Genomic DNA, 24,242 nt, shown 5'->3' on the forward strand with positions numbered 1-24,242 from the left:
CACCTTCGGGTGCTTTCTTTATTGAAAGGATAATTATGGCTTACACAGTAAATTTTAAAGAAGTAGAGACGACAGGCTTAGAGGCAAGTCCAGTGGCAGATGTTCTTGCAGGATTGCGAGCCAATGAAGCTCGCTACTTCTGGAACAAATATAAACAAGAGTATGTGGTATACACACTTGATGAGAAACCTGAAATCCTGCCCTTCATCGAGAAGGTCTTGGCAGAACGGGACATGGTTTTTCCTTATACTCCACTCAATGTAGCCCAACTTGAAGTAGATGGCATACTCTGGTCTTTTGTTTTTTATGACAATGGCTTGGCAGTTAATGTCCTCTATACGCTTGAAGAAGGTGGCAAACGAGCGGTCGGTTTCAAATTGTCAGACGGCATTGAAATACCAAAAGAATTTGAAGGAAAATTCAAGTTTGCCCGCCAACGCTCTAAACTAGCAGGCGAGATTCGTGGCACTTTTTTGTTGTCAAGGGTGATTATTTATAGGGTAGTAAATCTGGGGAAACCCAGATTTTTTCTCACATACTTGACTTTAAGGTATATAATAGACATACAAAACTAAGGGAAGATGAATATGAACATTAAAGAAGTTTGTCAAGTGACAGGTCTATCGGCAGATACCATTCGCTACTATGAGCGGATTGGGCTTGTTCCCAAAATTGTACGAAAATCTTCTGGAGTGAGGGACTTTGCGGAAAATGATATAGCCATCTTGGAATTTGTTGGCTGTTTTAGGACTGCGGGTATGTCGATTGAGCGCTTGATTGAGTACATGGGCTTGGTGCAGGCTGGAGATAGTACAGTGGAAGCTCGGATCGATTTACTAAAAGAAGAGCAGGAAGAATTGCGGTCACGATTGTTGGAAATTCAGCAAGCTTTAGACCGTTTGGATTATAAAATTGAAAATTATCAAACCATTCTAAGAGGAAATGAAAGTGAATTGTTTGATGAGGGGAGAAGGGCAAGCAAAAAGAGCGGGGAATAATCCTCCGCTCTACTATTTTTTGTTCTGTTTACGTGTCTGTTTCGGTCTAAATTTCTTTTTAAGTCCAATCTGAATTAAACGAAGCCCGATAAAGCCTGTTACACTTGCTAAGGTAAGTGCGACAAAAACCGGCATACCTAAAGACAGGTAAATATAGCTTGAAATCACTGTTAGTAAGCTAAACAAAACAATATTGACAAAAAATACTAACTCTTTAACGCGATAATTCTTAGTATTTCTTGCTTGATAAGTTTGGTAAGTAGCTTGTTTCTCTTTCGGGATATACTCTTCGTACTGGTATTCATGGGACTGATAGTGTCTTTGTGCCATATCGTCTCCTTTACTGCTCCATCAAGCATACCATAACATTACTGTATTTTTATGACATTTATGTTACAAAAATATTACAAGGAACAAATTAGAAAAGTCTGAATATTAAAATCAACTAGTTGGTTATCAGAAATTTTCATTTTTGATATAATTATCTTTATGAAGAAAATTACCATTACAGCAACAGCTGAAAGTATTGAACAGGTCAAAGAACTGTTAGTAGCAGGCGTTGATCGTATTTATGTAGGTGAAGAGAATAACGCTCTTCGTATTCCAACAAATTTTTCATATGATGAACTGAGGGAAATTGCAGAGCTTGTACATGGAGCGGGTAAAGAATTAACAGTCGCCGCCAATGCATTGATGCACCAGGATATGATGGATCATATCAAGCCTTTTATGGAGCTCATGCGTGAGATAAAGGTTGATTACTTAGTAGTTGGTGATGCAGGGTTGTTTTATATCAACAAGCGAGACGGCTACAATTTTAAACTAATCTATGATACATCAGTTTTCGTTACCTCTAGTCGTCAAATTAATTTTTGGAAAGATCACGGAGCTGTAGAAGCCGTTTTGGCACGTGAAATTCCATCTGAAGAGCTTTTTGATATTTCTAAAAATTTGGAAATTCCAGCGGAGGTATTGGTTTATGGTGCGTCAGTCATCCACCATTCTAAACGAACTCTGTTACGAAATTATTATAATTTTACAAAGGCTGATGAGACTGATTTATCGCGTCAACGCGGTTTGTTTTTAGCAGAACCTGCTGATCCAGAGAGTCATTATTCTATTTTTGAGGACAAACACGGTACTCATATTTTTATTAACAATGATATTGATATGATGACTAAGTTGGCAGAACTTTATTCACATGGTTATTGCAATTGGAAATTAGATGGTATTTTTTGCCCGGGTCAAAACTTTGTTGAAATCGCGAAATTATTTGTTCAAGCGAAAGAGTTGCTAGAGCAAGGAACTTTTACTTACGATCAGGCCTTTCTTTTGGATGAGCAAGTTCGCAAACTCCATCCAGCTGAACGGGGTTTGGATACTGGTTTCTATGAATTTGATCGCAATAAAGTCAAATAAATTTAAGATTTGATTTCCTATCCTAACAGAACTGATAGATCTAATAAGCGAAGATCTAATCTCTGCACAGGTTTTCAATCATAAACCATCGTTAATAGAAAGAAGTTAATTATGTCAAAAACACTGAAACGTCCTGAGGTCTTGTCACCTGCTGGGACTTTGGAAAAATTGAAGGTAGCCATTGATTATGGTGCTGATGCTGTTTTCGTTGGCGGTCAAGCTTACGGTTTGAGGAGCCGCGCTGGAAACTTTAGTATGGAACAGATGCGGGAAGGGATTGAATATGCCCATGCTCGTGGAGCCAAGGTTTATGTGGCTGCCAACATGGTAACTCATGAAGGAAATGAAGCAGGTGCAGGAGCTTGGTTCCGTGAATTGCGGGATATGGGCTTGGATGCTGTCATTGTATCTGACCCCGCCCTCATCGTGATCTGTGCAACAGAGGCACCGGGTCTTGAAATTCATTTGTCTACCCAAGCTTCGTCGACCAACTACGAAACCTTTGAGTTCTGGAAAGAGTTGGGATTGACCCGCGTTGTTTTGGCTCGCGAGGTAACAATGGAAGAAGTAGCGGAAATTCGCAAACGTACAGATGTTGAAATCGAAGCCTTTGTCCATGGTGCCATGTGTATTTCTTATTCAGGCCGTTGTGTCCTATCTAACCACATGAGCAAGCGAGATGCAAACCGTGGTGGGTGTTCTCAGTCATGTCGTTGGAAATACAATCTCTACGACTTACCATTTGGTGAAGAACGTCGTTCGATTAAGGGCGAAATACCAGAGGAGTTCTCCATGTCTGCGGTGGATATGTGTATGATAGACCATATCCCAGATATGATTGAAAATGGTGTCGATAGCTTGAAGATTGAAGGCCGAATGAAATCAGTTCATTATGTATCAACTGTTACAAACTGCTATAAAGCAGCAGTTGATGCTTACCTAGAAAGTCCAGAGAAATTCGAAGCCATCAAACAAGACTTGATTGATGAGATGTGGAAGGTTGCACAGCGTGAATTGGCGACTGGATTTTACTACAGTCCACCAAGTGAAAATGAGCAACTCTTTGGAGCTCGTCGTAAAATTCCAGAGTATAAGTTTATTGGTGAAGTCGTTGCGTTTGATAAGGATACTATGACTGCAACTATTCGTCAACGTAATGTGATCAATGAAGGTGACCAGGTAGAATTTTATGGACCTGGCTTCAGACATTTTGAATCAACGATTCAAGATCTGCATGATTCAAATGGTGATAAAATCGACCGTGCCAATAAACCAATGGAATTATTGACCATTAAACTAGACCGTGAAATCTATCCTGGTGACATGATTCGAGCTTGCAAATCAGGTTTGATCAATCTTTATCAAGAAGATGGTCAGTCATTAACTATTAGAGCATAAATCATTCAAAAAAGATTCACAACCATTCCAGTTTGGATATTTAGGGTGTGTCCGTCGAGCATCGTTGTGGATTCCTGTCAGAATCATTGACTAGTGGGAATGGGAGAGTTCATCAAAATAACCTATTCTCTACTTTTTATGTTCATCGAGCATGAGATAAATCAACAAAAAAACGCATATCATCAACGTTTTCCTGCATGATTTTATGCGTTTTTTCTATTTCCGGTATGTTGCTCAGTTTTATTCTCTTGTTGCTGTGATGTTTTTACACTTTCTGGAACAAGAGTAATTTTCTGGATGTCTTCTAGTTTTATAATGCTGGTTACCTGACGCTTGAAATTTTTCATAATAATCCGTTGGCGTACCGTATCGTATTTGACGATGTCTCCAGTAAAACTGCGGTTCCCGTAGATGACATGGATAGAAGCATTCTTGTACAAGGCAAGTTCTATCATATTTTTTATTTTTTCCTTGCTATCTGGTTCAATAGCTATAGAAGCTTTGCTATTGCCTAAAAAGATAGAGGCATGTTCCAAAATGACTTCGATAAATCTCTTCATGGCATAATCCTTTCAAACTTGATATAATCATATTATCCAATTTTTTTAAAATTGACAAGTTTTTTCGAATAGATGATTGAAGGAGGTCACAAATGGCAACATTTACTTTTGAAATTGAAGAAAAATTATTGGTCCTATCTGAAAACGAAAAGGGATGGACCAAAGAGTTGAATCGTGTATCTTTTAATGGTGCACCTGCAAAATACGATATTCGGACTTGGAGTCCAGACCATAGCAAGATGGGAAAAGGGATTACTCTAAGCAATGAAGAATTCCAGGTTCTTCTAGACGCATTTGCCAATAAATAAACGAATGAAGCCTACGCGAAGAAGGCTTCATTTTTTGTGATTGGTTGTAATAAGCGATGACAGACGGTTACCAGTGTAATTTTTGCTAAATCTGGAAGAATAAATGGAAGGACAGTCCAAGCAATGGTGTCAGACCAAGTAGCACCAGATACTATTTTAAAAATAAGTACTCCAGGTAAAAAGCATGCTACAGATCCAAATAAACAAGCTAGGAATACAATTACAGAGGATGAATTTGCCCTGGTAGCTATTGAGGTTAATCCTGCAAAAAGTAGGAAGCCCCAGAGGAATCCAGCTGTTGGACCCACCAGTGCAGCAAATCCACCAGAAAAACCAGCAAAAACAGGAAAACCAATAGCACCAAGTACTAGATATAACCCAACGCTAGCAAGGGCATCTTTAGGTTTGTAAAGACAAGCAACCAAGCCAACAGCTAATGTCTGGAGAGTAAATGGAACTGGGCCAATAGATAAGCTAATTTGCGAAAGTGCAGCAATCAAAGCTGTTCCGATAGCGATATAAACAAGTGATTTTGTTGATGTTCTGGCCATTTTGTTATCCCCTTTATTTTTTATGGTTAACAAAATTATAGTGAGAATCTAAAAGAAAGTCAATGGAATTTCATCGGCTGTAACAGCAATATAGGTTTTTTTATATCTAAGTATACAAAATTAATATAAGTAAAAACATATTTATTGATATTGTTTTGCTTTTTGTTATGTTACAATTCTAAAAAAGAAAGCGAGATTCCTTATGACCGAATTACTTGATATTTATCGTACCCTAAAGTCAAAAAAGTGGGTTGATCTTACTCATCAGATTGATGAAGCAAGTCCACATTTTCCAGCTCTGCCAGCTTTAGAAAAAAGACCAATTTTTTCACATAAAGGCGGATTCTTTGTTCAGCAATTTACAGTAGTCGGTCAATATGGAACGCACATTGATGCTCCAGTTCATTTTGTTGAAGGTGCCCGTTATCTTGATGAAATTGATTTGAAAGATTTCCTACTCCCTCTTTATGTCATTGATAAGTCGGATGCGGTGGCAGCTAATCATGATTATGAGATTACGAAACAAGATATCTTAGACTTTGAGGCTATCTATGGCGCTATTGCACCAGATTCATTTGTTGCTTTTCGTTCCGACTGGTCAAAACGTTGGCCTAGCCAAGACGCAATTCGAAACTTAGATGAACAGGGTATTCAACACACACCAGGTTGGAGTCACGAAGCTTTGGAATATCTGATTGAGGAGCGTCATGTGAAAGCAGTGGGGCATGAAACATTAGATACGGACTCAGGTGCTTTAGCTGCTAAAAATAATGGAAATCTAGTGGAGGAATACTACCTCTTGTCCAAAGATATTTACCAATTGGAAGTGCTGACTAACCTTGATCAGGTGCCGGCCTCAGGTGCCTTGATTTCAATTGCCTTTCCGCATTGGGAGAAAGCATCTGGTTCACCAGTGCGTGCTGTAGCTATTTTACCTTAAGAAAAAATCCAGACGCGGATCAAATCTTCCATGTCTGGATTTTTTGCATTAACGCATGGTAACAAATTCTTCTGATCCTGTCGGGTGAATTGCAACAACAGCATCGAAATCTTCTTTTGTAGCCCCCATTTTGATAGCCACTGCAAACCCTTGAATCATTTCATCAACACCATATCCGATACCATGTAAACCAACAACCTGCTCGTTTTCTCCAGCGGTTACTAATTTGAATTTCGCCATTTGTCGATGATTTTCTAGGGCAGTGTACATAGAGGTAAAGGCTGATGTATAAACTTTTACATTATCTTTTCCGTATTGAGAAATTGCTTCGTCTTCAGTTAGACCAACTGTTCCGATTGCTGGATGAGAAAAGACAACGGTTGGAATAGTATTGTAATCCATCTTAGCAGTTGGTTTATTATTAAACAGACGTTCTGCCAGAAGGCGACCGGCCTTGATGGCTACAGGTGTCAATTCTTTTTCACCAGTTACATCACCGAGGGCATAAATGCCGGAAATACCAGTCTCCTGAAATTCATTGACTGCAATATGGCCAGATGGAGTGAGTTGAACACCGGTTGCTTCAAGATTGAGCTTATCTACATTTGGTTTACGACCGATAGCCCAGAGAACTTGCTGAGCAACATGGCTACTACCGTCTTCAAAATGAATTTGGATGTGACCATCCTGTGTTTTTTCAAGTCTAATTGGTGTTTTTCCAGTATGGAGGGGGAGATTTGTCCGTTTCATTTCATCCATTAATGCCTCGACAATATAGGTATCAAAACTCCGAAGCGGTCGGTTTCCTCGAACAAAGAGGTCTGTTTGAACACCTAGTCCATGAAGGAGTCCAGCCATTTCAACCGCAATGTAACCAGCTCCTAATACCGCTACGGAAGATGGTAATTCTTCCCAAGCGAATACATCATCGGAAACAATTCCTAGCTCACTACCAGGGATAGATGGCACTGCAGGTTTGGCACCAGTAGCAATGACAATGTGTTTGGCACGAATCAGTTCACCGTTTACTTCTACGGTTTGATGGTCTATGAAATGGGCAAAGCCTTGGATGACTTCGACTCCGTTATTGTTAAAGGTGTTTCTATAGGAAGCGCGTGAACGTTCAATATAGGCCTCACGATTTTTTCGTAAGGTAGAAAAATCAAAGGTGACTTCTTGACTAGTAAAGCCATATTCTGGGCCATAGTCTTGAATGGCCTCTGCTATTTGAGATCCGTACCACATAATCTTTTTAGGGACACAGCCAAGATTGACACAGGTACCTCCTAGGTAACCAGCCTCAATGACTGCAGCCTTGGCACCATACATTGCAGCACGGTTCATTGTTGCAATACCTCCGCTACCTCCACCAATAGAAATAATATCGAATTCTTTCATGAATATCCTCCTAACTCAATTGTTTTACTACATTCATTGTAACGTTTTTGTGAGTGTCAATCAAAAATCCGCTACGGATTTCTTACAAAAGTGTAAGTGGGCTTATCCTCATTTTTTTTGTAAAATAATTAGGAAAACACTTGCATAAATCGATGTATTGGTGTATTATATATTCAACACAAAATAAGTATGTTTTTCACAAACTAAAAGGAGAGATCTATGTTAAAGTCAAAAAAGGCTAAAATTGCTTTGTTTTCTGGATTGGGTGTTGCAGCTGTTGCACTCGTTGGAGGAGCATTATTGTACTCAGGTGTCATGGGTGGGTCGACTGTTAGTGATGAAACGATGCCTACAAGTTTGAGTTATCAAGTCGTTCAAGAGGGTTCAATTGCTTCATCTACCCTATTGACTGGTGTGGTTTCAGCTGCTGAGGAACAATATGTTTATTACGACCCTTCTAAGGGCGACATTAGTGAGATTCTAGTTGAGCCAGGTAGCCAAGTTGAAGCAGGAACAGCTCTACTTCGTTACGACAGTACAGAACTACAATCTGCTCTTGATTCAGCTGTTCGTGCACGAGATAAGGTTGGGCGTCAAATTGATGAGTTGCAACTGAATTATCAGACTGTCACCGTTCCAGCTGATGCTACAACAGGCGAAGACACTCAGTCAACTTCCCAACAATCATATGATTCACAGCTAGCTGATCTTAACGATGCCTATGCCGATGCACAGGCGGCTGTGGATAAAGCTTACACAGCAGTTTTAGAGGCGACAGTAACCAGTACAGTTTCAGGAACCGTTGTGGAAGTGAATAAGTCTGTTTCTAAAAATGCAACAGGTAGTCAAACAGTCATTCACATCGTGAACCAAACTAGCCTAGAAGTGAAAGGCAACTTAACTGAGTATGATTTGGCCAATATCGCTACTGATCAAGCAGTCAAATTGACAACAAAAGTTTATCCCGACCAAACTTGGGATGGTAAAATTTCCTATATTTCAAACTATCCAGCAACTGATCAAGGCGCTAGCACAGTTGCTGGTGCAACAAGCGGAACTGGTGCAAAATATCCGTTCAAGGTTGCTCTTACGAGTGAAGTTGGGGATTTGAAACAAGGGTTCACTGTGAATATTGAAGTAGTGAATACAAGCAAAAATATATTAGTTCCTGTGACAGCAGTTGTTTATGAGGAAGATAAGACATTTGTTTGGACAATTGTAGATGGGAAGGCTAAAAAAGTAGAAGTTACTTTAGGAAATGCTGATGCGATAAATCAGGAAGTACAAACTGGATTGGCAGTTGGAGATCATGTCATTTCATTCCCAACATTGGACTTAGAAGATGGAAAAGAGGTAGAAGCCTATGAAGAACCAGCTAATTAAGCTGACCAATATCAATAAGTCCTATAGAAATGGTGATCAAGAACTTCGAGTCCTTAAAGATATTGACTTAGAGGTAGAAGAAGGTGAATTTCTAGCTATTATGGGGCCATCGGGCTCTGGTAAATCCACTTTAATGAACATAATAGGTTTATTAGATCGCTCTAGTTCAGGCAATTATTGGTTGGAGGGTGAGGAAGTTAGTCAGTTATCTGAGAAAAAATTAGCTTCAGTTCGAAACGATCAAATCGGCTTTGTCTTTCAACAATTCTTCTTGTTGTCTAAATTAAATGCATTACAAAATGTTGAATTACCTTTAATATATGCAGGTGTTCCCTCAGCAAAACGAAAAAAATTAGCCAAGCAATACCTGGAGAAGGTCGAATTGGCAGAGCGTATGACCCACTTACCATCTGAATTATCAGGAGGTCAAAAACAGCGGGTAGCTATTGCGCGTGCCTTAGTAAATACTCCTGCGATTATTCTTGCTGATGAGCCAACAGGTGCTTTGGATACGAAGACCGGTCAGCAGATTATGGAATTATTAATAGAACTCAATAATGAAGGTAAGACGATCATTATGGTCACTCATGAACCTGAAATCGCTGCATATGCGAAACGAACAATTGTGTTACGTGACGGTGTCATTACCGAAGATAGACGTAGAGAGGAGATTTAAATGGAAAATTGGAAATTTGCCTTAAAATCAATCCTCGCACATAAAATGCGTTCTTTACTGACCATGTTGGGGATTATTATTGGTGTGGCAGCCGTTGTAATCATTGTTGCCTTGGGATCTGGTATGAGTAAGAGTATTGAAAAAGCTCTTGCTGGAGACCAAAACAATGTACAGGTCTACTTTTCTCCAATTTTTGGAGAAGAGGAAGTCAATAGTGGTGGCTTTTTCTATACAACTGGTGGTGAAATGTCAATGGAAGAAGAACCTGATTTGACAGATGCGATGCTTCAGGGCTTATTAGAAATTGATGGGATTAGTAATTACTATATTAGTTTTTCAAATACTGCTGAAGTATCTGCAGGGAGTAAGAAAGCTGATAATGTCTTCATAAATGGTGTTAGTCAATCCTATTTTGATGTGAAAGAGTTAGAGATATTGGCTGGTAGAAAGTTTATGCCAAATGATTATTCTCGATATTCGCGCATCATGATGTTAGATGTCAATTTAGCTGAAAAACTTTTTGGTAGTATGGATGCGGCCCTTAACCAAACAGTTAGTGTGAATCAAAACGTTTACCTTGTCGTTGGTGTCTATAAAGATCCACAAGCTGGCTCAGCCCTTTACGGAATGAACTCTGGTGGGAATGCCATTATGACCAACACTCAATTGGCTACGGAAATGGGAGTAAATGAGAATAGCGGTCTCTATGTTCACGTAGATGATGTTAGTCGTGCAGGGGAAGTTGGTCAAGCAGCAGCAGATTATTTAACGAAAGTTACTGGCTTGAAAGAAGCAAGATATGACATTTATGATATGTCAGCTATGCTGGATTCCTTTAGAAGTGAGATGGCTGGTGTCACAATGTTTATAGGTGCAGTTGCAGGGATCTCTTTGCTTGTTGGTGGTATTGGTGTCATGAACATTATGTTGGTTTCTGTCACTGAGCGAACTCGTGAAATTGGTCTCCGAAAAGCACTGGGAGCAACCCGAGGAAATATTCTCTTGCAATTCTTGATTGAAGCGATGGTGTTGACTACTCTGGGGGGAGCGATCGGTTTAGCTATTGCCCAAACTATCGTATTTATTCTCAACGCTACAAAGGTGATGGGGGAAAATATGACGGCAGAAATCTCTATACCAGTTGTACTTGGTAGCCTGGCCTTTTCTGCAATTGTTGGTATAGTATTCGGGGTATTACCAGCCAATAAAGCTTCGAAACTTGATCCGATTGAAGCTCTGCGTTATGAGTAATACAATAGGAACGATTAGGTTATCCTAGTCGTTTTTCTTTTTTGAGCAAATCAATTGACTATATCACTAATTGGAGATAAAATAAACGCATCAATTAAGAAAATAATGAGTTCAAAGGAGAACACATCATGATAGAATTAGGTATTTCAACATTTGGCGAAACAACACCATTGGAAAAAACTGGCGAGACTTACAGCCATGACGAGCGGATACGCCAACTTGTTAAAGAGATTGAGCTAGCTGATGCGGTGGGGCTTGATGTATATGGGATTGGAGAGCATCACCGCGAAGATTTTGCGGTTTCTGCACCTGAGATTGTGCTGGCAGCTGGCGCCGTCAATACCAAGCATATCAAACTAACATCAGCAGTTTCAATCCTTTCCTCCATGGACCCTGTAAGGCTCTATCAGCAGTATACCACCATTGATGCTTTGTCAAATGGCAGAGCGGAAATCATGGCGGGTCGTGGTTCCTTTACGGAGTCATTCCCCTTGTTTGGCTATGACCTCTATGACTATGAAGAACTCTTCGATGAAAAGTTGGATATGCTTTTGGAAATCGACAAGGAAACCAATCTCAAGTGGGATGGGCATTTCACTCAGTCCGTCGAAAATAAGCCAGTTTATCCACGTCCTGTTCAGGAAGATTTTCCAATTTGGGTCGCAACTGGAGGCAATGTAGAATCCACTATCAAGATTGCTAAGAAAGGCCTGCCTATTGTGTATGCTGTCATTGGTGCAGGTGCCCATCGCTTTAAACCTTTGGCGGACGCCTATCGTAAGGTAGCCCGCAACTCAGGCCACGATCCGAAGAAGACCAAGGTAGCCGCCCATTCTTGGGGGTGGATAGCTGATGACCATGACAAAGCAGTAGAAGATTATTTCCACCCTACTAAAGTTGTGACCAATAATATTGCAAAAGACCGTCCACATTGGAGCGAAATGACAAAGGCGCAATATCTCTACTCCCTTACAGATGAGGGAGCGACCATCGTTGGAGATCCAACACATGTTGCAGCTAAAATCATTAAGACCATTGAAACACTTGACTTGGACCGTTTCTTCCTCCATCTCCCAATCGGCTCAATGCCACATGAAGATGTCCTCCGTGCTATCGAACTCTACGGAAAAGAAGTTGCGCCGATTGTCCGAGATTATTTTGCAAAAAAAGAAGAGAATCAGTCCCAAGACTGATGAGATAGTTGATAGGATGAGCTATACTATAGTCAATCCTAAATATTTTTCATAATCTCCTGAAAAGTTTGGTCAGTTGGCTAGGCTTTTTTTGCATGCAAAAACACTCTTGGAATTGCCAAGAGTGTTTTACTTAACTGTGTTAAACAGTTTGTTATTTTTCCTTCATCATCGGGAGTGAAAAGGTCTAGTAGGCCTTTTCAGCCAATCTTCTATTTCATGGTCGGAAATAGGAGCACATCTCGAATAGTAGTAGTATCTGTCAAGAGCATGCAGAGTCGGTCGATACCGATTCCGAGTCCACCTGTTGGCGGCATACCGTACTCTAGGGCTTCGATGTAGTCGTAGTCAACGCCTGTCGCTTCGTCATCACCGAGTTCCTTAGCCTTAGCTTGGGCTTCAAAGCGTTCCAATTGGTCAATTGGGTCGTTCAATTCGGTAAAGGCGTTTCCGTATTCTTTGGTCATGATGAAGAGCTCGAAGCGATCCGTAAAGCGTGGATCTTCATCGTTTTTCTTAGCCAATGGGGAAACAGCTACTGGATGGCCGTAGACAAAGGTTGGTTGGATTAATGTTTCTTCTACGAATTCTTCAAAGAAGCTGTTGATAATTTGTCCAACTTCAGTGTGGTGTTTTTCTACAGGAACCTTGTGTTCATTTGCCAGGGCGATAGCTTCTTCTAAGCTAATTTCCTGCCAGAAGTCCACACCAGTTTGTTCCTTAATTGCATCGACCATGTGGATACGCTTGAATGGCTCGTGGATAGCAATTTCAGTTCCTTGATAGGTTACAGGACCGTCGCCGACAACTGCCTTTGCAGTATGTTGGATAATGCCCTCGGTCAAATCCATAATGTCTTGGTAGTCAGCGTAGGCTTGGTAAACTTCGATAGAAGTGAATTCAGGGTTGTGGGTAGCATCCATTCCCTCATTACGGAAGATACGGCCAATTTCATAAACACGTTCCATACCACCGACAATCAAGCGCTTGAGGTGAAGTTCCGTTGCGATACGAAGTACCATATCAATGTTTTGGGCATTGTGGTGGGTGATGAATGGACGAGCCGCGGCACCACCAGCTTCATTATGAAGGACAGGTGTTTCAACTTCCAAGAAACCAAGTCCATCAAGGTAACGACGGATTTCTGAAATGATTTTTGAACGTGTTACAAAGCGTTCAAAACTTTCGCGATTGGTAATTAAGTCTAAATACCGTTTTCGATAGCGAGTTTCAACGTCAGTCAAACCATGGAATTTTTCTGGCAACGGGCGGAGCGCTTTAGACAAGTGAGTTAATTTACGAGCATGAATGGTCAATTCACCAACATTGGTCTTCATGACATCACCTTCGACACCAACAAAGTCCCCAAGGTCTGCTTTTTTGAAGATTTCATAGTTTTCTTCGCCAACGTCATCCTTACGAACGTAAATTTGAATTTGTCCTTCGCGGTCTTGGATATGAGCAAAACCTGCTTTACCCTTACCGCGTTTGGTCATAATACGACCTGCAATGGTTGCAGTTTGAGCCAATTCTTCCAACTCTTCTTTTTCTTTATCTTCATATTGTGCTTTCAATTCAGCAGAGTTAGTTGAACGGTCAAAACGTTTACCGAATGGGTCAATACCCTGTTCAGCCAATGCCGTCATTTTTTCACGACGGACAATCTGTTGGTCATTTAGTTCTTCAAAATGTTCAGTTGACATAAAAAATTCATTCCTCCAAAGTCTGTTCCTTCTATTTTATCATAGAAGAGGTAAAAAATCAGCATAAATTATGAGTAGAATGGGAAAAACAGCAGAAAAATCTACTGTTTTTCTTGATAACTAGTGTCATTCCAAGTCAGTTCGGTAAAGTTTTCAAAATCATCTGTCTCTAAAATGGTTACAGATGCATTGTCTAAACCACCTCGATGGCGTAAGAGCGCTGGTGGATAGCCTAACAGGGTTCGGATTGAAGCTGTTAGAATAGCTCCGTGGCTTACGACAAGTATCGTTTGATCTGTCTCGTGAATAGATTCTTTCAAAGTAGTGATGAAGCGTGAAGTAGCTTGTGAAACAGTCTCCCCTTCGAACATATCTGCTCGGAAGATGGCCACATTCTGTTTAAATGCATGGTACTGCTTGGGATAGATATCGCGGAAAAGTCCAATTTTTGTTCCTTCCAATTGACCGAAATTCCATTCTCGAAAACCTGCTTTTGTTTCTACTGATTTACAGTAATGGTTCAGGTCAGCAATTCGCTCGGCTGTGATATGGGCTCTTTGTAAATCGCTAGAGTAAATCTTGTCAAAAGGAACGGTAGCTAAATATTTCCCAAGTGATTCTAAATCAAGGAAAGATTCCTCCAAGAGTTTGGAATCTCCAGAGTAGCCTTGAAAGCGTCCCTCTAGATTCCACTCGGTTTTACCGTGACGGACAAAATAGATTTTCACTCGTTCTTCCCTTCAATAATATCTGCAAAATTAGCTTTCACGAAATCAGCTAATACCTGACTGTCAATTCGAATCGACCGACCAATTTCACCAGCTGAAACAATCATCTTGCCTTTTTCAAGTGCGGATTGATCGATATAGATTGGAAAATTGTGTTTTTGACGAATGCCCACGGGGTTGTTGGCGCCATGTATGTAGCCTGTTGTTTTTTCCAAATCTTTTTGAGGGATCATACTGACTTTTTTATTGCCAGAAATTTTAGCCAGTTTCTTTTCAGATAGGTGCTCAGTGATTGGGACAATTCCAATAACCGGTCCTGTTTTATCTCCAGTCAGTGCCAGGGTTTTATAAATATCGTTTTCTTCAATACCTTGTGGAAGTTGACCTTCAAGAGCATTTAAAACAAGGCTATCATGATCGATCTTAGCCTTGTCTAAAATTTGGTCAACCAAGGTTTTCTTTATTTTGACCTTTTTTGCCATTATTTATATTTTTCCTCTAATTTGCTCATCCAAAGTCCCAACCATACTCCTAGGACAAATAAAACAAGTGCAGCAATCCATGTAATAAAGTTTGCTCCAGCATAGGAGATGGATTCTTTGTTGCTAGCCTGTGGAATCAAAATTAGGAGAGTAGAAGATGAGACGATACCAATTATAAAGTGATAAACTCGTGAGTGGTAGACTTTAAGGGCATGATCCATTGCTTTTGAGAAGGCAACCATTGCAAGGACTCCACCAATTGCGATAGGTAGGAAAGTTCCAAATAGATCAAGTGATTTGAAACCGTTGAGCATTGGTGTATAAATTCCTAAAATCAATAGCAAGTTTGAAGGACTGAGTCCGGGAACAAGTACACCTAAAGCTATCAAGGCGCCTGCCAATACAAAACTTGCGAAGGTTGCTGGAAGTGTTCCGACAAGATCACTCAAGTTGTAGAGTAAGAATCCAGAAATGATGAAGGTACCAATCAACCAAGCCAAATCAATATGATCCCGTTTGCTTTTCTGAGTGGATTCTTTTAGTAAGCTAGGAATCGTACCAACAATTGCACCCGCAAATGCCCATAAAACAGGAACTTGGAAATGTTGTAAGAGGTATTCAACAGGGAAAGAGAAGAGGGCAATTCCCAAGATTCCACCGATCCCTACAGGAACAAAGTAGAGAAAGTTTTCTTTGAAATCTTTTCGAATATTTGCTAAAAAGCCTATTAATCGTTCGTAAATCCCGAGGATCGCAGCTAGTACGCCCCCAGAAACACCTGGTAAAATAAAGCCAAGGGCAATGATCATACCTTTAATTATTCTTGAAATCCAAGAAGTCATTGTGTCCTCCAAATTGTCTAATAATGTTCCCATTATAGCATAAAATTAGTGAAAATCATTTAAAATAATGCCTGATAGAGGAATCTAACAGGCATTATTTATTAATTACGAAAGAAATTTGGTCTTGCTTTATAAAGTAGAATCAGTAAAATGCAAGCAATTGCTGTTGAAGGAAGTATATAGCTGATATTGTAGGTAAAGGAATAAATCCAAACGGGTGTGTCAGCAGGAGCGTAGTCAGCATAGAAGATAATTCCTGCTAAAAAATTGGCAAAAAATCTTAAGCTAGCTCCTAAAAAACTAGCTGACATTATCGTAATTGATGCCTTGGTTAATGTCGTGTTCCTGTGTAGAGTTGGTGCAAATAATCCTGCAAAACCAATTCCTGCGTAAGATAGTACATAATCAAGAAAAACTTGAAAAACATTTAAAAAGTAACCGCCATAAAATAGTTGTATTGTTCCGACTATTAATCCAGATAAGATGCCTACTAACCAACCGTGGCGGAGAGAAAGAAGTAGAATCGGAAGCATGACTAAGGATACTGATCCACCTTGTGGCATAGTAAAAAGTGGGAGTTTATCAAAGACAAGAGCAATGGCAGAAAAGATAGCTATCTCAGTGAGAACATGTAATTTGGATTGTGACATAAAAAGACTCCTTTGTAGATAGTAGACAAAGGAGTGTTTATAGCAGAGTACAGTATCGTTCTATAAGCACACAATTCCTACGCTAGTGTTAACTAGATCAGGTTCGAGGATTTCGCATATTGCGATCTCAGCCGAAGCACTCCTTTGTGTATATGTAATTAGTGAAATTGTACCATTTTATTCTGGTGTTGTAAATAGTTTTCGATAAACTTCATTTGGATCTTTCAAAGTAGTAATAATATTTAAATCGAGATAATTCTCGAATCCATTCACATAGCCTCGAGAGGTATATTGATGGAGGTCATAGTCCAAATCAGTATTTGGTGCAGCATTATAGTAGCCAGAATCATCGCCATAAGTGGGAATCCATACAGCATCAAATTTATCAACATTGATACTATGATCTTCCATAAAATAGGTGCCGACATAAATACCAATGTTTTTAGCACCGAGAGATTCTAATTCTTGTCTGAAAGCCTCGACACCACCATTCATATCATCCATGGTATGTTCTTCAACATCCAACCAATAAAAGGTGGGTTTGTATTTATTGGCTGCTTCGTAAAAACTACGAGCTTCCGCTTTCATGCTATCAATACTATTCCCAGTAACGTAGGCGTAAACAGCAACAGGGATATTTCTAGCCTGAAATTCTTTAATGTGGGTATCAAATGCTTTATCTAAACCATTTTCATCAGTAGCGGTGTTTTCATTCTTCGTATGGGAGCCACTTTGAATCCGAACGATTGCTCCCGAAATATTTTGACTAAGTGTATCATAATCAATCTCAGATGGACGCTGCCATGCTGAGACGTCGATAATAGGTTTCATCTCAAGAGCATTGGTAATATAGTAACTTGAACTAGGATTTGTCTCAATTGATGTTGGATTAGTATTTGACTGTGTAATCGTAGTTTCTTTACCGGCGGTCGCTCTGTTACCATACACACCAGAAATATAAATGATGGTAAAAAAGGATAGGAAAAAAACAATGACAACAATTGGATTTAATTTCTTTCTCATCACATCAATTTTACCGTAAATCATTGGAAAAATCAAAAAAATTAGTTTGAAGATTGATTGTATTTAAAGGATTTTCTTGACTTATAGACAGGAAAACGATAGGCTAATATTTAGAACAAAATGAGATAGGTGGAAGAGGTGTACTCAACAAAAAAACTAACCCGATTGGTCGTTTTATCAGCGGTAGCAATTGTTTTGAGAATAGTATTTGGAGCATTTCCCAACATAAAACCCATAACAGCTATTTTTTTAGTGAGTCTTTCCCATTTTACCTTATTTGAAGGATGGATTTTGATGGGGCTGACAATGATTGGTAGTGGTTTATTGTTTGGTTTCGGTGTCGTTGTTCTATGGCAGGTTCTCAGTTTTGGTCTCGTTCAGTTGATTTGGTGGATTTTGATTCGCCCTCAAATCTTAAAAGAGAGAATTCCGGTATGGCTGCAGAGCCTATTAGCTGGTTGCTTTGTTTTTGTTTATGGCATGTCCATTAGTTTGCTCACTGCAATTCAATTCGGAATTCATCCGATAATCTATTGGTTAAATGGAATAGTTTTTGATTGTCTACACATGATCTCTACCGTATTATTTTATCCCATCATCTATCATATTTTTAGGAGATTTTACAAATGAAAAAAATTAGTATCTTACTCTCTCTTTTCTTGACCTTTTTGTTGGGGGCTTGTGCAAATACATCGTCCCAGACATCCGGGTCTACAATTGATATCACATTACAAATTTCAAATAAGGATCAAGTGGATCGTCAAGAGGTTACGGCAAATCAAGGTGATAGTGTGATGGATGTTTTTAAAGCTCACCATGACATTGAAGAAGATAATGGGTTAATAACCAAAATTGATGGTATCAGTCAAGATACTAGTACCAATACCTATTGGATGTATAAGGTTAATGGAAAATTGGCTGAAAAAGGCGCAAATGACCTAAAGGTGTCTGACGGAGATGAGATTGAGTTCTATCTTGAATCGTTTGAATAATTCATAATGGCTTCGGCCATTTTATTATTTAGTGGTCTGGTTCCGAATGTTTACTGTATATCTTAAAATGTGATAAGTATTTTTATACAAAGTATGCTATAATAATAAGCATACTCCAGAAAAGGTTGGATTATATAATGAAGATTGATAAGCGGCACCTGCTGAATTATTCCATACTCATACCCTACTTTATTTTATCAATAATAGGGTTGGTTATGGTCTACTCAACAACAAGTGCTACACAGATTATTAATGGAGGAAATCCATTTAGAATTGTAATTAACCAAGCGGCTTTTTGGGTTGTTAGCTTGATTGCGATTTATACTATTTATCGTATGAAACTTAGTTTTTTACGAAAAAAAGCGGTTATTTACTCAGTTATTATATTAGAAGTGTTTCTATTAGCTATTTCACGCCTGTTCACTCCGGTAAATGGGGCACACGGTTGGATTCCATTGCCATTTATAGGAACCTTACAGCCTGCGGAATATTTGAAATTAATCATTATTTGGTATCTGGCTCATGAGTTTGCAAAGAAACAGGCAGATATACGAACATATGATTATCAGTCTCTCATTAAGGGAAGTTGGATTCCGAGAGAGTTTACAGATTGGCGAGTGATTAGTCTTCTACTTCTTGGCTTGGTTGCCACGTTACCGGATTTGGGAAATGCAACAATTATCACCCTGATTATTGTTGTTATGATTAGTGTAAGTGGCATCGCTTATCGATGGTTCTCAACCGCTTTGATAGGAATTGTTGCTGCTTCCGGAGTTGTACTTGGAACCATTCGTATTCTTGGAGTAGAAACTGTTGAAAAAATCCCACTATTTGGTTATATTGCTCGTCGTTTTGTAGCTTATTTTGACCCATTTGGGAATGCGACCAATTCAGGCTTACAACTAACACATTCCTATTATGCAATGAGTAATGGTGGTTGGCTTGGTCTTGGCTTGGGAAATTCGATTGAAAAAAAAGGCTACTTACCGGAGGCCCATACCGACTTTGCCTTTTCTATTGTCATAGAAGAACTTGGTTTTGTAGGAGCAAGTCTCATTTTGGCTATACTATTCTTTTTGATTGTCCGCATCATTGTTGTTGGTGTTCGTGCTCGCAGTCCATTCAATTCGATGATGGCGCTTGGTATGGCAGGAATGCTTTTAATTCAGACATTTATCAACATAGGAGGAATTTCTGGATTGATTCCCGCTACGGGTGTAACTTTCCCATTCTTGTCGCAGGGTGGTTCTAGTCTCTTGATTATTTCCATCGGAATTGGGTTTGTTTTAAATATTGATGCGACAGAAAAACGTCGTTTGATTGAAGAAGAAGTTGAAAGAACCTTAGTCTAATTTATGAAAAATATGAGGTGAAAAGATGTCTATCCAAAAGCTAGAAAATTATAACAATAAAGAAGCTATCCGTGAAGAAGTGACGATTTTGACGACTATCTTACAAGATGTGGCTCGTGAAATGATGTCTGAGGATACATTTGCAGCTATTTGCCAGCTAGAAGAATTATCTGTCAAAGATGATTACTCTAAGTTGATTCAAATTATTGGACAATTGACAAATGATGAGTTGACAGATATTTCAAGGTATTTTGCTGTTCTACCTTTATTAATCAATATTTCAGAAGATGTCGATTTAGCTTTTGAAATCAATCACCAAAACAATCTTGGACAAGATTATCTAGGGAAAATTTCAACTACCATTGATATGGTATCTCAACATGAAGATGCTGCGGAGATTTTAGAAAAACTAAATGTTGTTCCTGTATTAACTGCCCATCCGACACAAGTTCAACGTCAGTCTATGTTGGATTTAACTAAACACATTCATGAACTCTTGCGTCGCTACCGCGATGTTAAGATGGGATTATTGAATCGTACAAAATGGGAAGATGAATTGCGTTGCTATGTTGAAATTATCATGCAGACAGAAATGACGCGTGAGAAAAAACTAAAGGTAACCAATGAAATTACCAATGTAATGGAATATTACAATTCCTCATTCATCAAAGCAGTTACAAAACTACAACGAGAATATAAGCGTCTGGCTGCTGAAAAAGGAATTCAGTTGATAAATCCTCGCCCTATTACAATGGGAATGTGGATTGGTGGTGACCGTGATGGAAATCCATTTGTTACGGCTGAAACCTTGAGACTATCAGCCTTAACACAGTGCGAAGTGATCATGAATTACTATGACCAGCAATTGGAAAAGTTGTATCGTAATTTTTCACTTTCTACAACCATCACTAAGGTTAGTCCTGCTGTGCAATATCTTGCGGATTTGTCTGAGGATGCTTCTGTCTATCGGGAAAATGAACCTTATCGTCGGGCCTTCCACTACATTCAGATGAAACTGGCAAATACAAAAGATTACTTGGTTTACAATAAGGCTTCAGATGTGCGCTACGCAAATGTTGGTGAGTTTAAAGCAGATGTTCTAGCGATTAAACAATCATTAATTGATAACAAGTCTGCTGCATTAATCAAAGGTGATTTGGCTGAGTTATTGGAGGCGATAGAGGCGTTTGGTTTCTATTTAGCTACCATTGATATGCGCCAAGATTCTTCTATCCATGAAGCTTGTGTTGCTGAATTACTTGCATCTGCACGTATCGTTGAAGATTATTCTAGTCTATCTGAAGAGGCAAAATGTCACGTCCTATTAAAACAATTAGAAACAGATCCACGTATTCTCTCGGCAACCTATGTTCCAAAATCCGAGCAATTAGAGAAAGAATTGGCTATTTTCTCTACAGCTAGGGAGTTAAAGGATAAGCTGGGTGAAGAAGTTATCAAACAACATATTATTTCACACTCAGAAAGCGTGTCTGATTTATTGGAATTAGCTGTCCTATTGAAAGAAGTTGGATTGGTTGATTCAGATAAGGCGCGTGTTCAGATTGTTCCACTTTTTGAAACAATTGAAGACTTAGACAATGCGTCAGATACCATGCGCCAGTACTTGCAATTGGACTTGGCAAAACGCTGGATTGCAGGCAATAAACACTATCAAGAAATTATGTTGGGTTATTCTGATTCAAATAAGGATGGTGGTTACCTTTCTTCTGGTTGGACCTTATACAAGGCTCAAAATGAACTGACGAAAATTGGTCAAGAAAATGGAATCAAGATTACGTTCTTCCATGGACGTGGTGGTACAGTTGGACGTGGTGGTGGTCCATCATATGATGCGATTACTTCTCAACCATTCGGTTCCATTAAAGACCGGATTCGTTTGACTGAACAAGGGGAAGTCATTGGTAATAAATACGGAAATAAGGATGCAGCTTACTATAACCTTGAAATGTTGGTATCAGCAACCTTGGATCGTATGGTAACACAAATGATTACTGATCCAAATGAGATTGGTGACTATCGTGAAACTATGGATGAAATTGTTTCTGAAAGTTACACAATCTATCGTGACCTTGTTTTCAATAATCCGCATTTTTATGATTATTTCTTTGCGGCCAGTCCGATTCGAGAAGTCTCTAGTTTAAATATTGGTTCTCGTCCAGCGGCGCGTAAGACAATTACTGAAATAGGTGGTCTCCGTGCGATTCCTTGGGTATTCTCATGGTCACAAAACCGTGTAATGTTGCCAGGATGGTATGGTGTTGGTTCTAGTTTCAAACGCTTTGTGGATAAAGACCCAAATAATTTGGCAAAATTACAAAAAATGTATGAAACATGGCCTTTCTTCCGTTCGCTCTTATCGAATGTTGATATGGTACTGTCAAAATCTAATATGAATATTGCTTTTGAATATGCCAAAATGTGTGAAAGCGATGAAGTGCGAAGTATTTTCCACACCATTTTAGATGAATGGCAATTGACCAAGAATATGATTCTATCGATTGAACAAAATGAGGAACTACTGGCAGAGTTGCCTTTCCTTAAAGCCAGTCTTGACTATCGTATGCCATACTTCAATGTGTTGAATTATATTCAGATTGAATTGATTCACCGTCTCCGTCGTGGAGAGCTTAGTAAGGAGCAAGAGAGTCTCATCCATATTACGATTAACGGTGTTGCAACTGGACTTCGTAATTCAGGTTAATGTTAACTGATTGAAAAACAACTTCTTCGGAGGTTGTTTTTTACTGCTCTAAAAATGTATAATAAAATATGGAAATGTGTAACCATTTCGGATGATATTCGTTATATAAGTGAAAGGAGGAGATCATCAAGCTAGATGAATATGAAAAAGAAGTTGTTGGCATTGCAGAGGAGATTTCCTTTTATCTGCAAAAATCAGGGGCAACACGTGCGGACAGCCAGGATATTGCCCAAGATGTGCTTGTAAAAATTCTAGAATCAGATATTGTCCTTCCTTTTGAAAAGATGCGAGCTTGGCTGTATCGTTCAGCAGTCCGTGCATATATTGACAAGTACAGACGTGACAAACGCTATCATGAAATTCTTCAGAGAGATTTTTTCAGACAAGAGATGCTTGTTCTATATGATCAAGAAAACTATGAGGAGCTCTATCAAGCAGTGAATGAGTTGCCTAGTCAAGACAAGGTTGTGATTGACCTTTACTATTTTCAAAATATGAGTGTCAAGGAGATAGGGCATATTTTAGGTTACAGTCAGAGTTGGGTAAAAATTCATCTGTTTAGAGGTAGAAAACAAGTGGCGAAATTATTAAGAGAGAGAGGGTATAAAGATGAAATCATTTGAAATAGCAACGAAGAAAAATAAACGAAAACAACTGTGGAAAACAGTTCTCCTCGCTAGTTGCTTGGTATTTACTTTATTGGTAAGTGGAATTTTTGCATTACGAATTTTTTCTGATTATCGTAGTAAGCAAGCAGAGGAATTATTTGATGCAACTTTTCAAGTGGCTTATCCCAATGTAGAACCAAACATGACCTTCGTGAACCAGACAGGCATTGTCTCAGGCTACATCGATTATTCATTATTGAAAAATCTTGCAGGTGTCCCAATTGCATTTGGGCATTTGGAGGTAGAGTATAGTATTTATGGAATCTTTTCTAATTTTGGACAATACTATCCGCTATCATCTGGTGACTATCAGTATCATCAAGATAGTAATTCCAAAATTCCAGTTTTCTATAATACCGAAAGCCTTGACAATCGTGCAGGAAATGAATTAACTTTTGTTAAAGACATGCAGGGCCAATTGGTCGAGATAGCTATTACATTTGATAGGAAATACACTTTTAGGGAAATAAAAGATATGATTCCTAGCAATCTCAAAAAAAATTGGTATTGGATAGGAACAAATAGCAGTCAAACAAGAGTAGAAGACCTCCCTTTGGTCAGCGTATTTGGAATGGACTCTGATGATGTAGTTGCAGTAACGCAAGAGGAATATTCAGATTTGCAATTACCATATAAAAGTCCAATTGATGCTATGCAAACTTTGCTGGAATATAATGGTGACTATAGCCTGTCTCCTTCAGCAAGAGGAATCTTAGAGAGCTATGTAGATAAATTCGGAGAAACTGATTTTACTAAGCAAGAAGATATCAATAAACTTGAATTTGCTGGAATTATCCTTACAGGTAAAGCAGAAGATTTCGGACAATTGGAAGGGAAACAGTGGGTATATGCTTCGAGTATTGGGGCCTCTATCCCCATGCAACCCTATTATCAACTTGACTATTGAGTATTAGTTGATAGGAATTTGAATGTATCGAAAGCAAGGAAAGCTTTCTTCAAGTATGAAATTGCATACCTTCCAAAAAGATATAGAATTGGCGTCCA

The 24,242-nt window shown here is 39.1% G+C and carries 25 protein-coding genes, 1 pseudogene and 1 riboswitch; of the genes and pseudogenes, 16 read left to right on the plus strand and 10 right to left on the minus strand.

Features of this window, described 5'->3' with window-relative positions:
* Positions 1–35 precede the first annotated feature (35 nt).
* Positions 36–499: pseudogene (locus L6410_RS02970) on the plus strand (phage tail protein).
* A gap of 88 nt (positions 500–587) precedes the next feature.
* Positions 588–998 (plus strand): stress response transcriptional regulator NmlR, encoded by a 411-nt coding sequence (nmlR, locus tag L6410_RS02975; protein WP_237395933.1) that lies wholly within the window; start codon positions 588–590, stop codon positions 996–998.
* 12 nt (positions 999–1,010) lie between these two features.
* Here the strand turns inward: nmlR and L6410_RS02980 are convergent, their stop codons facing one another.
* A complete protein-coding gene (locus tag L6410_RS02980; protein WP_172040910.1) occupies positions 1,011–1,328 on the minus strand; it encodes a DUF3270 domain-containing protein in 318 nt (105 codons plus the stop codon).
* A 159-nt stretch (positions 1,329–1,487) separates the two neighbouring features.
* Here L6410_RS02980 and L6410_RS02985 point away from each other — a divergent pair, with 159 nt between their 5' ends.
* Together L6410_RS02985 and L6410_RS02990 are read left to right on the plus strand one after the other, a co-directional pair.
* A complete protein-coding gene (locus L6410_RS02985) occupies positions 1,488–2,417 on the plus strand; it encodes a peptidase U32 family protein (protein WP_237395934.1) in 930 nt (309 codons plus the stop codon).
* A 111-nt stretch (positions 2,418–2,528) separates the two neighbouring features.
* Positions 2,529–3,815: a peptidase U32 family protein gene (locus L6410_RS02990; RefSeq protein ID WP_024391202.1), complete on the plus strand. Its 1,287-nt coding sequence runs from the start codon at positions 2,529–2,531 to the stop codon at positions 3,813–3,815.
* Positions 3,816–4,018: 203 nt separating this feature from the next.
* Here L6410_RS02990 and L6410_RS02995 read toward each other — a convergent pair whose 3' ends face one another.
* Complete coding sequence (locus L6410_RS02995; protein WP_172055376.1) at positions 4,019–4,375, minus strand: hypothetical protein; 357 nt, start codon at positions 4,373–4,375, stop codon at positions 4,019–4,021.
* Positions 4,376–4,467: 92 nt separating this feature from the next.
* Here L6410_RS02995 and L6410_RS03000 point away from each other — a divergent pair, with 92 nt between their 5' ends.
* On the plus strand, positions 4,468–4,683 hold the full coding sequence (locus tag L6410_RS03000; protein ID WP_024391204.1) for a YdbC family protein: 216 nt from the start codon (positions 4,468–4,470) through the stop codon (positions 4,681–4,683).
* An 11-nt stretch (positions 4,684–4,694) separates the two neighbouring features.
* Here L6410_RS03000 and L6410_RS03005 read toward each other — a convergent pair whose 3' ends face one another.
* Positions 4,695–5,234 carry a biotin transporter BioY gene (locus tag L6410_RS03005; protein WP_172055378.1) on the minus strand — a complete coding sequence of 180 codons (540 nt, stop codon included), beginning with the start codon at positions 5,232–5,234 and terminating at the stop codon, positions 4,695–4,697.
* A 202-nt stretch (positions 5,235–5,436) separates the two neighbouring features.
* Here L6410_RS03005 and L6410_RS03010 point away from each other — a divergent pair, with 202 nt between their 5' ends.
* On the plus strand, positions 5,437–6,174 hold the full coding sequence (locus tag L6410_RS03010) for a cyclase family protein (protein ID WP_237395936.1): 738 nt from the start codon (positions 5,437–5,439) through the stop codon (positions 6,172–6,174).
* A gap of 48 nt (positions 6,175–6,222) precedes the next feature.
* Here the strand turns inward: L6410_RS03010 and gorA are convergent, their stop codons facing one another.
* Complete coding sequence (gene gorA / locus L6410_RS03015; protein WP_237395939.1) at positions 6,223–7,572, minus strand: glutathione-disulfide reductase; 1,350 nt, start codon at positions 7,570–7,572, stop codon at positions 6,223–6,225.
* A gap of 219 nt (positions 7,573–7,791) precedes the next feature.
* Here gorA and L6410_RS03020 point away from each other — a divergent pair, with 219 nt between their 5' ends.
* From L6410_RS03020 to L6410_RS03035, 4 genes are all read left to right on the plus strand, one after another.
* Entirely contained in the window at positions 7,792–8,955 is a 1,164-nt protein-coding gene (locus L6410_RS03020; RefSeq protein ID WP_237395941.1) for an efflux RND transporter periplasmic adaptor subunit, read from the plus strand.
* The gene (locus L6410_RS03025; protein ID WP_024396781.1) at positions 8,936–9,631 is read left to right on the plus strand and encodes an ABC transporter ATP-binding protein; all 696 of its coding nucleotides are present in this window, start codon (positions 8,936–8,938) and stop codon (positions 9,629–9,631) included. Before L6410_RS03020 ends, L6410_RS03025 begins: the two co-directional genes overlap by 20 nt.
* The gene (locus L6410_RS03030) at positions 9,632–10,882 is read left to right on the plus strand and encodes an ABC transporter permease (protein ID WP_222382149.1); all 1,251 of its coding nucleotides are present in this window, start codon (positions 9,632–9,634) and stop codon (positions 10,880–10,882) included. It abuts the gene before it with no gap.
* Positions 10,883–11,010: 128 nt separating this feature from the next.
* Positions 11,011–12,075, plus strand: coding sequence for an LLM class flavin-dependent oxidoreductase (locus L6410_RS03035; protein WP_172040905.1), 1,065 nt, complete (start codon positions 11,011–11,013; stop codon positions 12,073–12,075).
* 212 nt (positions 12,076–12,287) lie between these two features.
* Here L6410_RS03035 and lysS read toward each other — a convergent pair whose 3' ends face one another.
* The 6 genes from lysS to L6410_RS03065 all read right to left on the minus strand — a co-directional run bounded on the left by lysS (position 12,288) and on the right by L6410_RS03065 (position 17,503).
* Entirely contained in the window at positions 12,288–13,778 is a 1,491-nt protein-coding gene (gene lysS, locus L6410_RS03040; protein ID WP_237395949.1) for a lysine--tRNA ligase, read from the minus strand.
* Between the two features lie 101 nt (positions 13,779–13,879).
* A complete protein-coding gene (locus tag L6410_RS03045; protein WP_105127491.1) occupies positions 13,880–14,506 on the minus strand; it encodes a histidine phosphatase family protein in 627 nt (208 codons plus the stop codon).
* On the minus strand, positions 14,503–14,988 hold the full coding sequence (locus L6410_RS03050; protein ID WP_105127490.1) for an aminoacyl-tRNA deacylase: 486 nt from the start codon (positions 14,986–14,988) through the stop codon (positions 14,503–14,505). The genes L6410_RS03045 and L6410_RS03050 overlap by 4 nt, the downstream gene beginning before the upstream one ends.
* Complete coding sequence (locus tag L6410_RS03055; protein ID WP_172025571.1) at positions 14,988–15,830, minus strand: DUF368 domain-containing protein; 843 nt, start codon at positions 15,828–15,830, stop codon at positions 14,988–14,990. The genes L6410_RS03050 and L6410_RS03055 overlap by 1 nt, the downstream gene beginning before the upstream one ends.
* A 101-nt stretch (positions 15,831–15,931) precedes the next feature.
* On the minus strand, positions 15,932–16,480 hold the full coding sequence (gene thiT, locus L6410_RS03060; protein WP_237395951.1) for an energy-coupled thiamine transporter ThiT: 549 nt from the start codon (positions 16,478–16,480) through the stop codon (positions 15,932–15,934).
* Positions 16,481–16,537: 57 nt separating this feature from the next.
* Positions 16,538–16,634: riboswitch (TPP riboswitch) on the minus strand.
* Between the two features lie 23 nt (positions 16,635–16,657).
* Entirely contained in the window at positions 16,658–17,503 is an 846-nt protein-coding gene (locus tag L6410_RS03065) for a glycoside hydrolase family 25 protein (RefSeq protein ID WP_237396636.1), read from the minus strand.
* Positions 17,504–17,641: 138 nt separating this feature from the next.
* Here L6410_RS03065 and L6410_RS03070 point away from each other — a divergent pair, with 138 nt between their 5' ends.
* The 6 genes from L6410_RS03070 (at position 17,642) to L6410_RS03095 (ending at position 24,144) form a co-directional block, all read left to right on the plus strand.
* The gene (locus L6410_RS03070; protein ID WP_029749411.1) at positions 17,642–18,133 is read left to right on the plus strand and encodes a hypothetical protein; all 492 of its coding nucleotides are present in this window, start codon (positions 17,642–17,644) and stop codon (positions 18,131–18,133) included.
* Positions 18,130–18,495: a DUF4430 domain-containing protein gene (locus L6410_RS03075; RefSeq protein ID WP_237395953.1), complete on the plus strand. Its 366-nt coding sequence runs from the start codon at positions 18,130–18,132 to the stop codon at positions 18,493–18,495. The genes L6410_RS03070 and L6410_RS03075 overlap by 4 nt, the downstream gene beginning before the upstream one ends.
* Before the next feature lie 137 nt (positions 18,496–18,632).
* Positions 18,633–19,847, plus strand: coding sequence for a cell division peptidoglycan polymerase FtsW (gene ftsW, locus L6410_RS03080; protein WP_237395955.1), 1,215 nt, complete (start codon positions 18,633–18,635; stop codon positions 19,845–19,847).
* Between the two features lie 25 nt (positions 19,848–19,872).
* Positions 19,873–22,569: a phosphoenolpyruvate carboxylase gene (ppc, locus tag L6410_RS03085; protein WP_172040900.1), complete on the plus strand. Its 2,697-nt coding sequence runs from the start codon at positions 19,873–19,875 to the stop codon at positions 22,567–22,569.
* A gap of 125 nt (positions 22,570–22,694) precedes the next feature.
* Positions 22,695–23,192 (plus strand): RNA polymerase sigma factor, encoded by a 498-nt coding sequence (locus L6410_RS03090; protein ID WP_237396638.1) that lies wholly within the window; start codon positions 22,695–22,697, stop codon positions 23,190–23,192.
* Positions 23,179–24,144: an anti sigma factor C-terminal domain-containing protein gene (locus L6410_RS03095; RefSeq protein WP_237395964.1), complete on the plus strand. Its 966-nt coding sequence runs from the start codon at positions 23,179–23,181 to the stop codon at positions 24,142–24,144. Before L6410_RS03090 ends, L6410_RS03095 begins: the two co-directional genes overlap by 14 nt.
* The last annotated feature ends 98 nt before the right edge of the window (positions 24,145–24,242 follow it).

This window comes from Streptococcus parasuis, assembly GCF_021654455.1.
GTDB classification, from domain to species: Bacteria; Bacillota; Bacilli; order Lactobacillales; family Streptococcaceae; genus Streptococcus; species Streptococcus parasuis.